Origin of the sequence: Mesorhizobium sp. M1050, from assembly GCF_040318715.1 — a bacterium.
Lineage (GTDB): Bacteria > Pseudomonadota > Alphaproteobacteria > Rhizobiales > Rhizobiaceae > Mesorhizobium.
In genome coordinates this window covers 148,674-162,296 of sequence record NZ_JAMYMV010000001.1, presented here as the reverse complement: position 1 = coordinate 162,296, position 13,623 = coordinate 148,674, and the positions used below count along the sequence as shown (strand labels likewise).

Sequence of the window (13,623 nt, the reverse complement as noted above, 5' to 3'; positions counted from 1 at the left end):
AGCCGGCTGCTCTCGCTTCGCTCCAGCGCACCCGGGCGGGCACGGGGTCGAAGTGAGGCGGCAGGGCCGAATCGACTGAGGTCGCGCGCTTCATGGGCGTCCTTGACCACGGTTTCATGACGGGCGGATGAAGCCCGTGTTCCGCCGACTATGCTGGAACCTTGATGACGGCGCGCAGGCCGCCGAGCGGGCTGTCGTCCAGGGTGATATCGCCGCCATGGCTGCGAGCGATGTCGCGGGCAATCGACAGGCCGAGCCCGGTGCCGCTGGCGTCGAGGTTGCGCGCCTCGTCGAGCCGCACGAAGGGCTTGAACACCTCTTCGCGCCGGTCGGCCGGAATGCCTGGGCCGTCATCGTCGATGGTGACCAGCAGCGAGCCGCGGCCATGGGTGGCGTTGACCTCCACCGTCTTGGCATAGCGGAAGGCGTTGCCGATGACGTTTGACATCAATCGGGCGAAGGCGTTCGGCCGCACATGCACATCGGGGTCGCCGGCAAGCGTCGTCGACAGCTTGCGCTTGCGCAGCCTGGCTTCCTCGCCGAGCTTCTCGAAATAGGCTTCGAGATCGAACCGCCCGGCGTCTTCCGAAGCTTCGCCACGGGCAAAGGCGAGATAGCCTTCCAGCATCGACTGCATGTCGTCGATGTCCTGGTCGAGCGCCGCCTTGGTCTCGGCCTTGCCGCCGGCCAACGCCAGCTGCAGCTTGAAACGAGTGAGGATGGTTCGCAGATCATGGCTGACGCCGGTCAGCATGGCGGTGCGTTGCTCGATCTGGCGTTCGATGCGCTCGCGCATCTGCATGAAGGCAAAGCCGGCGCGGCGAACCTCCTCGGCGCCGCGCGGCCGGAAGTCGCGCGGCATCGGCCGGCCCTTGCCGAAGCTTTCGGCAGCTTCGGCAAGCATCAGGATCGGCCGGATCTGGTTGCGCAGGAAGGGGATGGCGATCGTCAGGAGCACGAGCGAGGTGCCGACCATCCAGATCAGGAAGATGTGGGTGTTCGAGGCGTAGGCCTGGCTGCGGCGCACGAAGACGCGCAGCACCTTGTTCTCGAGCTGGACGCGCACCTCGACGATGTTGGAATTGCCGACCGTGTCGATCCAGAACGGGCGGTTGATCTGGCGGGTGATTTCGGACGAGAGAACATCGTCGAGGATAGAGAAGAAAGGTTTGGGTCCAGGCGGCGGCAACGGATCGGGCGGCAGCAGGTCGACCTTCAACTGCATGCGATCCTGGGCGATGCGGATGATATTGGTGTAGTCGGCGTCGTGCGGATAGGTCTCGATCAGGTCGATGATTGCGGCGATGTCGCGTACGGTGGCCTGCGACAGGCGCTGCGTCACGGTTGCCCAATGGCGCTCCATGAAGACGAAGGCAACGACCGATTGCAGCAGGATCATCGGCGCGATGACGATGATCAGCGAGCGGGCATAGAGCCGCTTTGGCATATAGAGCGACACGAGGCGCCAGAAGCGGTTCCAAGCGCGCGGCACGGCCTTCAGCGTCCGCGTGGCGCGTGCGCTCAAGCCGCCATTGCCCGGCTGTTCCAGTTCCGTGGTTGCCATTCGCTCTTTTCGCTCGCCCGCGGCCGTTCAGCCGGCCGCAGGCGGCATTCTATTCCACGCTGAGCCGATACCCAATACCGCGCACGGTCTGCAGCCAGACCGGATTGGACGGATCGCGCTCGATCTTGCGACGCAGCCGGTTGATCTGGACGTCGATGGTGCGCTCGCCGACTTCCGAATCGTCGCCGACAAGCTCGTGGCGGGGTATGGTCTCACCTGCCCGCGCGGCAAAGATCGCCAGGATCTCCTGCTCGCGGTCGGTCAGCTTCAGCGCCTCGCCGCCACGCTTCAATTCGCGCCTGGCGATCTGGAAGGTGTAGGGGCCGAAAACCAACTGCTCGACCTTCGGCGTGGTCGTCGGGCCGCCGCGGCGCAGGATATTGTTGATGCGCAGGATCAGCTCGCGCGGATCGAAAGGTTTTGGCAGATAGTCGTCGGCGCCGGCCTCCAACCCGCTGATGCGGCTATCGGTCTCCGACAGCGCCGTCAGCATCAGGATCGGTACGTTCTTTTCGGCGCGCAGCGACTTGGTCAGGTCGACGCCCGTCTCGCCGGGCATCATGACGTCTAGCACCAGAAGGTCGAAGTCGAGGCCGGCAAGTTTGCGCCTGGCTTCGCCGGCATTGCCGGCGACGGTAACGCGAAAGCCGTTTTCGGTCAGATACTGCTTGAGAAGATTTCGGATGCGGGTGTCGTCGTCGACCACAAGCAAATGCGGTGCGTCGTCGTCCGGTGCGGCCGCGTGATCTACCCGTTCAGTGCTCTCCATGGTTTTTCCCTGACATTTTTGCGGACCCCAGGTCGATTTGCGCCCTCAGTTCCGGATCGACCATCGCTTCGAGGAACCGTTCCACCAAGGTCCGTTCGGTTATTCCGGAATCTTCCAATGCAGCATGGATGCGGCGCGACTGTGGCCGCGCCAGCGCCAACGCCAACGCACGGCCCCTGGCCGTCGGATAAAGCTCGCGCTGGCGGCGGTCGCGTGGACCTTGCAACTGCACGACATGGTCGGTGTCGATCAATTGCTTGAGCACGCGAGCCAGACTCTGCTTGGTGATCTTCAGCACGTCGAGCAGTTCGGCGACCGTCAGGCCCGGCCTGCGGTTGACGAAATGCAGCACCCGGTGGTGGGCACGGCCGAAGCCGTAGTCGGCCAGGATCTGATCCGGATCGGAGGTGAAGTCACGATAGGCATAGAAGAGCAATTCGATGATGGCGAAGTCGATGCCGTCCTCGTCTGACATCGCGGTCCTGATCGGTTTCCCGGCTGTGTGGCTACGATCCGTCATCATTTCTCCGTGGGAAAGAGAGATTATGTCAGTACTATTGACGTAATTTCCCTGCAATGATAATTTTTGACAAGCTTTTGGGCGAATTGCGAACGAAAAGGCAAGCCAAGCCGGCTTTTCCGGAACTTCCTTAGTTTGCCAGAGCGCAATTATCCGCCTACGCTCCTGAAAAAGCCGCCTTCGATAGGCGACAAGAACACACAACGACACAACGCTATGCGGGCTGCCGCCCGCGGGAGGTTACCATGGCATCCGTTCCCTTCGATCAACTGGAAGGCTTCATCTGGATGAACGGCGAATTCGTCCAGTGGGGTGACGCCAAGATCCATGTGCTGACCCATGGTCTGCATTACGCCAGCGCCGTCTTCGAGGGCGAGCGCGCCTATGGCGGCGAGATATTCAAGCTCAACGAACACACCGAGCGCCTACATGAATCGGCGCGCATGCTCGGCTTCAAGATTCCCTATTCGGTGGCCGAGCTCAACGACGCCTCCACCACGCTTTTGAAGAAGCAGGGTTTCCAGGACGCCTATGTCCGGCCGATCGCCTGGCGCGGCAGCGAACAGATGGGCGTTTCGGCGCAGAACAACCGCATCAACTGCGCAATCGCCATCTGGCAGTGGCCGAGCTATTTCGATCCGGCGCAGAAGCTGAAAGGCATCCGCCTCGACGTGGCGGAATGGCGCCGGCCCGACCCGCGCACCGCACCGTCCAAATCGAAGGCCGCCGGCCTCTACATGATCTGCACCATGTCCAAGCACGCCGCCGAGGCCAAGGGCTATGCCGACGCCATGATGCTCGACTGGCGCGGCCAGGTCGCTGAAGCGACCGGCGCCAACATCTTCTTCGTCGAGGACGGCAAGATCCACACGCCCATGCCCGACTGCTTCCTTGACGGCATCACCCGCCGCACGGTCATTGGGTTGGCCAAGGATCGCGGTCTGGAGGTGATCGAGCGTGCAATCCTGCCGGAAGAGTTGGAAGGCTTCCAGCAGTGCTTCCTGACCGGCACCGCAGCGGAAGTAACGCCGGTGTCGGAGATCGGACCTTACCGATTCGAGGTTGGTGAAATCGCCAAGAACCTTATGGATGACTATTCTGCCGCCGTTCAACCCAAGCACGCGATCGCTGCAGAATAACGATAGTCACAGCTTTTTTAGCAAGCAGGGGCAGTTTTAGCGCCGCCCCTTCTATTTAAGCATTCTTGCATTTGACTTTCGTCCAATTCGGCGTCTCATGATGCTGTCGGCCCGGGAGGCTGGCAGTTATGGAGGGACTAATCATATGGACATGAACACGCTTCTTCCGATCATTGTGCAGGTGATTACAGGCATCATCGGTGGTCAGGCGGTCGGTGCGGCGCTCAAGACGGCGGCGATGGGTCAGCTTCCCAAAATCCTGGGTGGAGCCATTGGCGGCGTCGGCGGCGCGGCGATCCTCGGCAGCCTGCTTGGCGGCGGCGCGGTTGATACGGCGGCTGCGGCAGCAGCAACGAGCGGTCTCGGCAGCGCGCTGAATCTGCAGAATATCATCGGCGGCGCCGGCGGCGGCGCGATCCTGACCGGCATTCTCGGCGCGGTCATGGGCGCGATGAAGAAGTAAGCTGCGGCCATTCGGTCTTTCAAATGGGCGGCTTCGGTCGCCCATTTCCGTTTTGGAGCTACTGACTGTTCGTCTTTCGAGGGGTGGACGCCCTTCACCAGCGTCTCTAAATCACGGCTGGCATAGCGAAAGGACGATCATGGGTCAGCTCAATGCCGGCATCGTGCCGGTCACACCGTTCCAGCAGAATTGCACCATCCTGTTCGACATGGACGACAAGCACGGTGTCGTCGTCGATCCAGGCGGTGACATCGACAAGGTGCTGGCGGCGCTGAAGGACAATGCGATATCAGCCGGTGCGATCTGGATAACGCACGGCCATATCGACCATGCCGGCGGCGCCATGGAGTTGAAGGAAGCGCTCGGCGTCGAGATCGTCGGACCGCATGAGGCCGACAAGCCGCTGCTCGACAATCTGGAAAACCAGGGCAGGCGCTACGGCATTGCCGGTGCGCGCAACTGCGTGCCCGACCGGTTCCTGACTGAAGGCGAGACCGTCTCGTTCGGCGGCCATGTTTTCGAGGTGTTGCACTGCCCCGGCCACGCGCCTGGCCATGTCGTTTACTACAACCGCGCGGCCAAATTCGCCCATGTCGGCGACGTGCTGTTTCGCGGTTCTGTCGGCCGCACCGACCTGCCGGGCGGCGACCACGCGGCGCTCATCGCGTCGATCAAGGACAAGCTGCTGCCTCTCGGCGACGACATCGGCTTCATCTGCGGCCACGGTCCTGGCGGACGCTTCGGCGAGGAGCGGCGCACCAATCCTTTTCTGGTTTAAGGTGGAGCGATATTGAGCGCCGGCTGCGAATGCCGGACAGCTGCAAGCGCGATCCTGAAAAGCAAAAAGCGCCGACCTCGCGGCCGGCGCTTTTTGTTTGGGGCAGGGAAGCCCTATAGTTTAGTTTGCCGTGCAGAAATGCTGTTCGCCGTCACTGCCGGTGAACGTGCCGGTGCGGGTGTTGAACGTGCGGTAGCGGTCCGAGCAATACTCGTACCAACCGCGGGTCCACGGCTCGGCGTAGCCTTCATTGTAAACGACCCTCGGCTCCGCATAGTAGCGGCGGACCGGGGCCGGGCGCACCACTACGTCACGATCGTAGTAACTGTCGTCGTAGTAGCGGTCAGCGTAGGGCGGGGGCTGGTCGTTGGCCAACGCGCCACCGATCAGGGCGCCCGCCGCGAGGCCGAGGACGCCGGCGGCAATGGCATCGCCGTTGCCGTGATGGCCATGATGGTGGCGCCAGTCACCTGCATTAGCAGCGGGCAAGGTCGCGAGTGTGGTGGCGACCACGGCTGCGGACAGGGTGGCGATCTTGAAAACTCGGTTCATCTTGGTCTCCTTCGTACCGGCCCGTGCAGTTTCGGGGGATGCGGTCCGGCTTTACCAAAGACTAATATGCGACCGTGGCTGAACAGGGGCTGAACGGATTTCGATGTGTTAATTCAAAAAAGGCGTAAATGGTCACACGCTCTCAACGGGGCGAAACTGCTTGCCGTCGACGGTCTGAGGCGGCTCAGCCGACCGACAGGTTGACGGCCTTCGGACCCTTGCCACGCTTGTCCGGCTCGGTGTCGAATGTCACTTTCTGCCCATCCTCGAGACCGGGAAGACCTGACGCCTGCACGGCTGAAATATGGACGAAAACATCCTTCGCGCCATCGTCGGGCGTGATGAAGCCGAAGCCTTTGGCATGGTTGAAGAATTTCACGGTGCCGGTCTGCGGCATGGGAAGCTCCTTTGTCCCATAAATTCCAGTCTCGGGCCGGCAAATGCCCGAATGGAAATTTGTCCTTTATTTTAGCGTCATCGGCAAGAGAAAGTTTTGCAGGCGGCCAAAGGGCGTCGCGGCGCGCCTCAGGTCCTTGCTTTCATGCATATCGGTCCCCCGAACCAGCCATTTTTGGGCGACAAGCATTGGTCTGCACCTTCGGCACGAAAAAGGCGCGACGAAGATCGCCGCGCCTTTCAAAAATCCAGATCCCTCTCCAAGCCAGGTTCAGGCGTTGGAGCCTCCGTCGCGCGTCCGAGAGACGCCCGAATGGCTCAGGCAGCGCGGAGGTTGACGGCCTTGGGTCCCTTGCCCATGCGGTCCGGCTCGACGTCGAAGGTGACCTTCTGGCCGTCGACGAGCGTGCGCAGGCCTGAGGCCTCGATCGCGGAAATATGGACGAACACATCCTTGGCGCCGCCGTCGGGCGTGATGAAACCGAAGCCTTTGGTCGCGTTGAAGAATTTAACGGTGCCGGTCTGGGCCATTGGGGAAACTCCTTCACCCGTTCAGTCTTTGGTGGTCCTGCCCGCCGCCTGGCGCAAAGGGCAGTTCCCGGTGGTTGCTTCGGCAGTCATGCATTGGCGCATGGTCAAACCCCCCGCCGAAAACGGGGCCGTCAGAGATTCACAGTATCGGGGAAAGGTCGTCCAAAACGTTCCGCTCTCCGGGTCGCAAATGCCCGAACACGGAATTTATCGCACGGAAACGTGATGGTTGCAAGATAGCGCCGCGGGCCGCCGCATTGGCGCATCCCGACGCATGGATCGACTGACCTGAACATCGATCGGCTCGGCATAGGCTGGCTTACCGGTTGGGTCATCGGCCAGAGCCGGGGCACGAATAGGCCAGATGTCGAGGTGGCTGGGCAAGCCGACGCCGGCCATGGTCGAGACGCCGTTTCCGTCTAAGGGGACTGCAAACAGGGGTTGCATTTGGCAACGTAATGGCAAGGATCGGCAACCGGGGACGCGATCGTGGGAGATCAACATGAAATTTCTGGCGGCAATCTTTTCGCGACAGGGTTTTGCCATCCTGTTGCTGTCGACAATTCTTGCCGCCTGCACCGTCGTCGTCGATGATGGACCGGGGCCGCGTCCGCCACGTCCCGAACCGCAATATTGCAGCCGGCAGTACGAGCCGGTCTGCGCCCGCCGCGGCGGCGACCGCCAGACCTTCGCCAACGCCTGCCTTGCCGACCGGGCCGGCTATCGCATCGTCCGCGACGGTCCGTGTCGCGACGGAGGCGGCGGCGGCGAAGAACAGACGTTCTGCACCCGCGAATATGCGCCGGTGTGCGCTCGCCGGCACGGCGAGATGCGTACCTTCCCCAACGCTTGCGAGGCTCGGGCTGCGGACTACCGCGTCGTTGACGACGGGCCGTGCTGAGAAGCCAAGGCGTGTCTTGCCTTCTCACCTTTTTGTTGGAGAAAGTGGCCGAGCGAAGCTCGGTCCTATGAGTTGGGCCGGCCTCAACCGTCTCGGTGCCGCGCGCCAATTCACCGCTTGGGCGGGGCGGGAGCCTCGCCGGCCCTTCGGGCCCCCCAAGGGGAGAATGAAAAACCGAGGCGTTCGGTCAAATTCCCGTCGGATAGGCTCCATCAGCCGGGCCGGCGTAAAGCTCGCTGCCATTGTCGTCGGAAATGCGCAGGCGATCGGGGATTTGCGGCATGGCCAGTGTGTGGAACAGCGCGGTGGCGCCCTGCAGGGCGGCACGCAGGTTCGGAGCTTCTAGTGACACCTTGTCGAGTGTGGCTTCGTCCGCGTTGCGCGACCGGTAGAACTCGATGAAGAAGTTCAAGGAAGCCTCCGTGGCAGAGCGTTGCGCGGGCCTGTTCAGTCAATTCGCCGCCTCGCACAGGGACGACGGTGAAGGCGCTTGAGGCGCCCTCCAGTTGTGTCAGCCCTTCGACTTTGGCTTCAGGCTGCTCTCGGCCTGCTTGACCGACGAGCCGAACGGGGAGGCGGGCTTGGCCACGACCTTGTCCTTCTTCGGCTTGCGCGTTTCGCGGTTGCTTCGCTGTTGACCCTTGGACATATCGTGCTCCTGTTGCGTGCTGACTTGGCTTTGCTGGGGTCTCAGACAACCGGGTCGTTGGCAACGACCGGGTTGTCGGCCGGTTCGAGATTGTCTTCGGTGGTGACCCGCTCATGGGTCTCCTGCTCGCTGCGGATGCGGTATTGCGGCGAGCCGTCCTTGACCGGCAGCCTGCTCTTGATCTGGAACAGTTCGGCGGTCTTCTGGACGAGGCCGATACGGCTCTTCATGCGCACTGTCTGACCGATCGCAAACTGGTGCGCGGGCGTGTCGGTGCGCGGGCGCGCATTCTGCTGGAAACGGATCATGCTGCATTCTCCCTGTCGCGCTTCAGCGCTGTTTCGAGTTCGAGGTAATCGATGGCGACAAGCTGGCGGGTGGGCGGGTTTTTCACTGCCCTTGCCGGCAGATGGATGAAAGTGGCGACGCGGCGCCAGGCAAGCCGCGACATGCCCTCGAACAGCTCTTCGTCGTGATCGATGTCGTAGTCGCCGGCCGGCAGTATCCCTTCCAGCCCGCCGAGCACAAAGGGCGTCGCGAAATGCGCGATGGAGTGGGTGGTGCGGTCCGGCATTGTCTTACCTATGCAAAGCAGCGGTCCTGAAAGCAAAAAAGCGGGGACGAACCCCGCTTTCCTATTTCCGGCAGTCGCTGGAAATAAGCCGCTTTCGAGAGCTGCCAGTACATCCGTGGTCAGCGTTCATCGAATTCGGCCGGATCAGATCGATTGCAAATTGGCGGCCGACTCGCGGCCCTTGGTGTCGCGCTCCAACTCGAACCGCAGCTTCTGGCCTTCGGCGAGGCCGGGGAAGCCGGCGCGCTCCAGCGCGCTGACATGGACGAAAACGTCCTTCCCGCCTTCGGTCGGCTGAATGAAGCCAAAGCCCTTCTGGCCATTGTAGAACTTTACGGTTCCGGTGTTCATATGGATCTTTCGAAAGAATGAGACATGGCCGCGGAGCAAAACGGACCGCGCGCCCGATATCGATGATTGGAATAAGAATGGCGGGTCGAGAACCTCCGACGCCGCGAGATGCCAATTCTGGCCCAAAACGATATCGCTAACATAGGCCGATAGGGCCCGTTATTCAAGAAGATTTATGAAAAACACCGACGATGGCAAAAAAATAGATCGCTGTAACTATTTGAAAAAGTCTGATATGGGTCGGCGACTTTCAAAAATTGCTTAAATTCACGCTGGGCCGATTGTCCAGGAACTTGCATTTTATTTATTTCTGGAAGGATGAAAACCATGATTTCCGTCAGAACCCCTAGAGGCATGACCGTAGCGATCAACCCGATCATCAAGCCAGCCGTCATGCACACCATCGCCGCTGACCCGGCCGGCAAGCCGATGATCGTCAAGTCGGCACGACTGACCATCAGGAGCGACGAGGCTGCAAGGCGAAGGATCGCCGACACCGATGGAACAGTTCGGCGTGCCAGGCAGGTCGCCGAGACCAACCGGCTAATTTGATCCCTTCCACGCCGTTGCAACGAGCGAGACACCAAGCGAAGCCTTGAACCTGCCGCGCCGATGGCCTAGATCGCCACAGGCGTACAAAACACGGCAGGTTTCCCATCAACAGAGATCAGAGACGAGCGGCGGGCGCGGCAGCCAGATCTGGCGCTGGAGGACAACCGCCATTGGGGCTCGACCAGCGTGTCCAGCAGGCGCTGCAGCTGCATCAGGCCGGGCGTCGGCAAGAGGCCGAAGCGATCTACCGGCAGGTCCTGGCGCAGAAGGCCAATCACGCCGCCGCGGCGCATTTCCTGGGGCTGCTGCTGCACCAGACCGGGCGCAGCGCCGAAGGGCTGGACCTGATCGAACAGTCGGTGCGCTTGCAGCCCGGCAATCCGGATTTTCAAAACAATCTCGGCACGGTGCTGCGCGACCTCGGTCGGGTCGCCGCTGCCGTCGACTGCTTCCGCAAGGCGGTGGCGCTGCGGCCCGATCAACTGGCGGCGCGCGACAATCTCGGTTCGTCACTGAAGCAGCTCGGCCAGTTCGAGGGCGCCGAAGAGATCTATCGCGGCACGGTCGGGCGCAACCCCTTCCATGTCCGCGCCCGCATCGGTCTTGCCGAAACGCTGCAGGAAGCGGGACGCCTGGACGAGGCGCTTGCCGTCTTCCGCGAGGCGCTGGCGATCCGGCCCAAGGATGGCGACCTGCTGCACGGGCTCGGCGTCGGGCTGATGGAAAAGGGCAAGCTCGATGAAGCAGCCGACCTGTTCCGGCAGGCGCTGGCGGTCGACCCCGCCATGGCGAGAGCCTGGCTGATGTTGACGCAGGTCAAGCGCCAGAAGGAGCGCGACAGCGAACTCGCCAGCATGGAGGCTCAGCATGCCAAGGCGCCGCAAAACAGCCTGGCGCGCATGCAGCTCTCCTTCGGTCTCGGCAAGGCCAATGACGATCTGAAGGATTATGGCCGAGCCTTCGACTATTTCGCCGAAGGCAATGCGATCCGCCGCAAGGGCATCGACTACGATGCGGCCAAGACGCGAGCCGAATTCGAGGCGATGAAGGCAACCTTCACCGCCGGCTTCCTCGAGAGGCACAAGCCGAGCACGATCAGCGACGACACGCCGATCTTCGTCGTCGGCATGCCGCGCTCGGGCACGACGCTGGTCGAGCAGATCATCGCCAGCCATCCCCAGGTCCACGGTGCCGGCGAGCTCAGCATCCTGAAGACGGCGGTCGGCAAGCAGTTTCCGTTGACAATGAAGGGCGGCTTCCCGGCAGGGATCGCCGACATGCCCGACAAGGCTTTCGCCGAGGCCGGCGAGGCCTATCTCGACATGCTGCACGCCCGCTATCCCGGCTTCGAGCATGTCACCGACAAGATGCCGGGCAATTTCCTGCTGATCGGCTTCCTGCATCTGATGCTGCCGAAGGCCAAGATCGTCCATTGCGCGCGCGATGCGGCGGCCACCTGCCTGTCGATCTACAAGGTGCATTTCCGCGGCGACAGTCACCGCTATGGCTACGATCTCGGCGAACTGGCCGATTTCCACAATCTGTATACCGACATCATGGCGCATTGGCACACGGTGCTGCCAGGTGTTGTGCATGATGTGCGCTACGAGGATTTCGTCGCCGACCAGGAAGGCCAGACGCGGGCGCTGATCGCCCATCTCGGCCTGCCTTGGGACGATGCGGCGCTATCCTTCCACAAGACCGACCGGCCGGTGCGCACGGCTTCCGCCGCACAAGTGCGCCAGCCGATGTACCAGGGCTCGGTCGATCTGTGGAAACGTTATGGCGACAGGCTGAAGCCGCTGCTGGATAGGCTGACCTGACGCGGAATCCTACAGCTCCATGAACGTTTCGAAGCCGCCGAAGATCATGCGTTTGCCGTCGAACGGCATGTTCGACCAGTCCGGCTTCATGCGCGGATCGGCCATCACCTTGGCCATGATTTCGTCGCGGCTCCTACGCGATTCATAGACGACCCAGGAGAAGACGACGATCTCGTCGTCCTTCGCCTGCACGGCACGCGGGAAGGACGTGACCTCGCCGTAGGGCACGTCGTCGCCGACGCATTCGACATAGGCGAGCGCGCCATGCTCCTTCCAGACAACGCCGGCGGTGTTGGCCAGCTTCTTGTAGTCGTCGAGTCTTGCCTTGGGCACGGCAAGCACGAAGCCATCGACATAGGACATTGTTGGTCTCCTGTTGCTGGAATCGGGCGCCAGGCCGGCAGCCCGGCGCAGATGAGCGCATCACCCCGTGGGGTAGGGCGTTGCTGCTCGCTAAATCTTACTTGACCGGTGCGTTCATCGCCCAGGCCACGCCGAACGGGTCCTTAACCTGACCCCAACGGTCGCCCCAGAACATGACCTGCAGCGGCACCACTTCCTCGCAGCCTGCATCGATCGCGCGCTGCCACCAGGTCTCAATGGTGTCGTCCTGGAGGTGCAGCTGCAGCGTATAACCTTGCGCATCCTTGTGCGGATGGCCGTGCTCGGGATAGGCATCGCCAAGCATCAACGTCGAGCCGTTGACGTGTAGATGGATGTGCATCGTGCGGCCTTTTTCGTCCGGCGGATAGGCAAACACCTGCTCCGCGCCAAAGGCCTTCTTGTAGAATTCGGCAGCCTTGAAGGCGCCATCCAGTTGCAGATAAGGGGTCAATCCGCCGAGCACTTTAGCGGCGGGCTGAACGGGGGTCTGATCAGTCATGTCTTGCTCCTCTTTGCGTTTGGCCTTGCGAGCCATAGGACGGATGAGGCGGCGGCAATCCTACATGGCCGCCAAATTTTTTCGGCGGACCGGCCCTGGATAGGCCAGGCATTCGAATGCGCATGTCGATGCAGGCGACACCGCTTTAGACGGTCGCTTCGGTCAGGATTCTCTGCGGATACAGGGGCCATTTTGGGCGTCGATCACGATTTCCGGCCAGCCGATGTCCTTGCGCAATTCGATCGGCAGTGAAAGAAGAGCGCGCTCGCTGCGATAGCGGGCGCGAGCTTCCATGTATCGGGTGGTGATGCGGCCTATGGATGACAGGGTGAACATGATGCTTTGTCCTCGGTTGAAGCCGGCATCATCGTGTCGGCATTCCAAGGACGTGGCGCGTGGTGGTCATCCGACAGACGGTCGATTTTTTTAGCTGCCTCCGTAGTCGGCTCAAGGCAGGTGTTACCAACGCGGTTTACTTCAGGCAGCCGTTTCCAAACGTTCGATCGTTTCTAGATCGGCCTTCTTGGCCTCTCCCTCGATAGCCAGGTCGTAGCTCGCCTGCATGTTCATCCAGAACTGCGGCGTGGTTCCGAAGAATTTCGCAAGGCGTAGCGCTGTGTCGGGCGTCACCGGAGTTGTCTCGCTGGCGAGGCGCTCGATGCGTGTGCGCGGCACATGCAGCTTCTTGGCCAGCGTGTAAGGTTTCAGGCCAAGCGGCATGAGATATTCCTCGCGGAGGATTTCTCCCGGATGAATAGGTGGGTTGATGTTCAGCATTTGAAAACCTCAATGGTAGTCGGTTATTTCGACATTCTCGGCTTGTCCATCCACCCAGCGAAAGCAAATGCGAAACTGATCGTTGATGCGGATCGAATGCTGACCGGCACGGTTGCCTTTCAGCGGCTCAAGTCGGTTGCCGGGAGGCGTCTTCAGGTCCGATAGTTCGGTGGCATTGTCGATCATGAACAGCTTTCGCTGGGCTGACCGGACAAGGTCCGACGGGAACCCCTTCGGAGCCTTGCCGTTCGAAACGGCCTCGCTGGTCTTGTCCTTGAACGAGCGTATCATCTGCCGTATCCGAGCAGCGTACCTTCACATGATACGCTTCGTAAGTCAAGAAGACGTCTCATATCGTGATACGAAATTTTGGCCTGTTGTCGACGGGCGAAATTTCACAG

22 protein-coding genes are annotated in these 13,623 nt (G+C 61.5%); 6 read left to right on the top strand and 16 right to left on the bottom strand.

The window, feature by feature from the left end; genetic code table 11:
* Window positions 1-148: 148 nt before the first annotated feature.
* From NKH57_RS00840 to NKH57_RS00830, 3 genes are read right to left on the bottom strand one after another with little or no spacing between them, the layout of a single operon-like run.
* Window positions 149-1,564: an ATP-binding protein gene (locus NKH57_RS00840; protein WP_352603448.1), complete on the bottom strand. Its 1,416-nt coding sequence runs from the start codon at window positions 1,562-1,564 to the stop codon at window positions 149-151.
* 49 nt (window positions 1,565-1,613) lie between these two features.
* A complete protein-coding gene (locus NKH57_RS00835) occupies window positions 1,614-2,333 on the bottom strand; it encodes a response regulator (RefSeq protein WP_352603446.1) in 720 nt (239 codons plus the stop codon).
* Window positions 2,320-2,853, bottom strand: coding sequence for a MarR family winged helix-turn-helix transcriptional regulator (locus NKH57_RS00830; protein ID WP_352940913.1), 534 nt, complete (start codon window positions 2,851-2,853; stop codon window positions 2,320-2,322). Before NKH57_RS00830 ends, NKH57_RS00835 begins: the two co-directional genes overlap by 14 nt.
* A gap of 245 nt (window positions 2,854-3,098) precedes the next feature.
* Here NKH57_RS00830 and NKH57_RS00825 point away from each other — a divergent pair, with 245 nt between their 5' ends.
* The 3 genes from NKH57_RS00825 to NKH57_RS00815 all read left to right on the top strand — a co-directional run bounded on the left by NKH57_RS00825 (window position 3,099) and on the right by NKH57_RS00815 (window position 5,233).
* Window positions 3,099-3,992, top strand: a complete 894-nt coding sequence (locus NKH57_RS00825; protein ID WP_023761219.1) for a branched-chain amino acid aminotransferase — start codon at window positions 3,099-3,101, stop codon at window positions 3,990-3,992.
* A gap of 145 nt (window positions 3,993-4,137) precedes the next feature.
* Entirely contained in the window at window positions 4,138-4,455 is a 318-nt protein-coding gene (locus NKH57_RS00820) for a hypothetical protein (RefSeq protein WP_023761220.1), read from the top strand.
* Between the two features lie 139 nt (window positions 4,456-4,594).
* Window positions 4,595-5,233: an MBL fold metallo-hydrolase gene (locus tag NKH57_RS00815; protein WP_352603444.1), complete on the top strand. Its 639-nt coding sequence runs from the start codon at window positions 4,595-4,597 to the stop codon at window positions 5,231-5,233.
* A 120-nt stretch (window positions 5,234-5,353) separates the two neighbouring features.
* Here the strand turns inward: NKH57_RS00815 and NKH57_RS00810 are convergent, their stop codons facing one another.
* From NKH57_RS00810 to NKH57_RS00800, 3 genes are all read right to left on the bottom strand, one after another.
* Window positions 5,354-5,785 carry a BA14K family protein gene (locus tag NKH57_RS00810; RefSeq protein ID WP_352940910.1) on the bottom strand — a complete coding sequence of 144 codons (432 nt, stop codon included), beginning with the start codon at window positions 5,783-5,785 and terminating at the stop codon, window positions 5,354-5,356.
* A gap of 184 nt (window positions 5,786-5,969) precedes the next feature.
* The gene (locus tag NKH57_RS00805; RefSeq protein WP_008877668.1) at window positions 5,970-6,182 is read right to left on the bottom strand and encodes a cold-shock protein; all 213 of its coding nucleotides are present in this window, start codon (window positions 6,180-6,182) and stop codon (window positions 5,970-5,972) included.
* 317 nt (window positions 6,183-6,499) lie between these two features.
* The gene (locus NKH57_RS00800) at window positions 6,500-6,712 is read right to left on the bottom strand and encodes a cold-shock protein (protein WP_006202520.1); all 213 of its coding nucleotides are present in this window, start codon (window positions 6,710-6,712) and stop codon (window positions 6,500-6,502) included.
* Between the two features lie 502 nt (window positions 6,713-7,214).
* Here NKH57_RS00800 and NKH57_RS00795 point away from each other — a divergent pair.
* Window positions 7,215-7,613: a Kazal-type serine protease inhibitor family protein gene (locus NKH57_RS00795; protein ID WP_352940908.1), complete on the top strand. Its 399-nt coding sequence runs from the start codon at window positions 7,215-7,217 to the stop codon at window positions 7,611-7,613.
* Window positions 7,614-7,800: 187 nt separating this feature from the next.
* Here the strand turns inward: NKH57_RS00795 and NKH57_RS00790 are convergent, their stop codons facing one another.
* From NKH57_RS00790 to NKH57_RS00770, 5 genes are all read right to left on the bottom strand, one after another.
* Window positions 7,801-8,025 (bottom strand): hypothetical protein, encoded by a 225-nt coding sequence (locus tag NKH57_RS00790; RefSeq protein ID WP_352603438.1) that lies wholly within the window; start codon window positions 8,023-8,025, stop codon window positions 7,801-7,803.
* Between the two features lie 99 nt (window positions 8,026-8,124).
* Window positions 8,125-8,262 carry a hypothetical protein gene (locus NKH57_RS00785; RefSeq protein ID WP_164482279.1) on the bottom strand — a complete coding sequence of 46 codons (138 nt, stop codon included), beginning with the start codon at window positions 8,260-8,262 and terminating at the stop codon, window positions 8,125-8,127.
* 41 nt (window positions 8,263-8,303) lie between these two features.
* Window positions 8,304-8,570 (bottom strand): hypothetical protein, encoded by a 267-nt coding sequence (locus NKH57_RS00780; protein ID WP_352603436.1) that lies wholly within the window; start codon window positions 8,568-8,570, stop codon window positions 8,304-8,306.
* Window positions 8,567-8,836, bottom strand: coding sequence for a hypothetical protein (locus NKH57_RS00775; protein WP_352603434.1), 270 nt, complete (start codon window positions 8,834-8,836; stop codon window positions 8,567-8,569). Before NKH57_RS00775 ends, NKH57_RS00780 begins: the two co-directional genes overlap by 4 nt.
* 144 nt (window positions 8,837-8,980) lie before the next feature.
* Window positions 8,981-9,187 (bottom strand): cold-shock protein, encoded by a 207-nt coding sequence (locus NKH57_RS00770; RefSeq protein WP_352603432.1) that lies wholly within the window; start codon window positions 9,185-9,187, stop codon window positions 8,981-8,983.
* 327 nt (window positions 9,188-9,514) lie between these two features.
* Here NKH57_RS00770 and NKH57_RS00765 point away from each other — a divergent pair, with 327 nt between their 5' ends.
* Both NKH57_RS00765 and NKH57_RS00760 read left to right on the top strand, forming a co-directional pair.
* Window positions 9,515-9,739 (top strand): hypothetical protein, encoded by a 225-nt coding sequence (locus tag NKH57_RS00765; protein ID WP_352487115.1) that lies wholly within the window; start codon window positions 9,515-9,517, stop codon window positions 9,737-9,739.
* A gap of 170 nt (window positions 9,740-9,909) precedes the next feature.
* Window positions 9,910-11,562 carry a tetratricopeptide repeat-containing sulfotransferase family protein gene (locus tag NKH57_RS00760; protein ID WP_352940904.1) on the top strand — a complete coding sequence of 551 codons (1,653 nt, stop codon included), beginning with the start codon at window positions 9,910-9,912 and terminating at the stop codon, window positions 11,560-11,562.
* Between the two features lie 9 nt (window positions 11,563-11,571).
* Here the strand turns inward: NKH57_RS00760 and NKH57_RS00755 are convergent, their stop codons facing one another.
* The 5 genes from NKH57_RS00755 to NKH57_RS00735 form a co-directional block, all read right to left on the bottom strand.
* The gene (locus tag NKH57_RS00755) at window positions 11,572-11,925 is read right to left on the bottom strand and encodes a DUF1428 domain-containing protein (protein ID WP_352940902.1); all 354 of its coding nucleotides are present in this window, start codon (window positions 11,923-11,925) and stop codon (window positions 11,572-11,574) included.
* Window positions 11,926-12,022: 97 nt separating this feature from the next.
* Window positions 12,023-12,445, bottom strand: a complete 423-nt coding sequence (locus tag NKH57_RS00750; protein WP_352828951.1) for a VOC family protein — start codon at window positions 12,443-12,445, stop codon at window positions 12,023-12,025.
* 162 nt (window positions 12,446-12,607) lie between these two features.
* Window positions 12,608-12,781: a hypothetical protein gene (locus NKH57_RS00745; protein WP_352940899.1), complete on the bottom strand. Its 174-nt coding sequence runs from the start codon at window positions 12,779-12,781 to the stop codon at window positions 12,608-12,610.
* Window positions 12,782-12,922: 141 nt separating this feature from the next.
* Window positions 12,923-13,222, bottom strand: coding sequence for a HigA family addiction module antitoxin (locus tag NKH57_RS00740; protein ID WP_023761235.1), 300 nt, complete (start codon window positions 13,220-13,222; stop codon window positions 12,923-12,925).
* Between the two features lie 9 nt (window positions 13,223-13,231).
* Window positions 13,232-13,513, bottom strand: coding sequence for a type II toxin-antitoxin system RelE/ParE family toxin (locus tag NKH57_RS00735; protein WP_352940897.1), 282 nt, complete (start codon window positions 13,511-13,513; stop codon window positions 13,232-13,234).
* Between the last annotated feature and the right edge of the window lie 110 nt (window positions 13,514-13,623).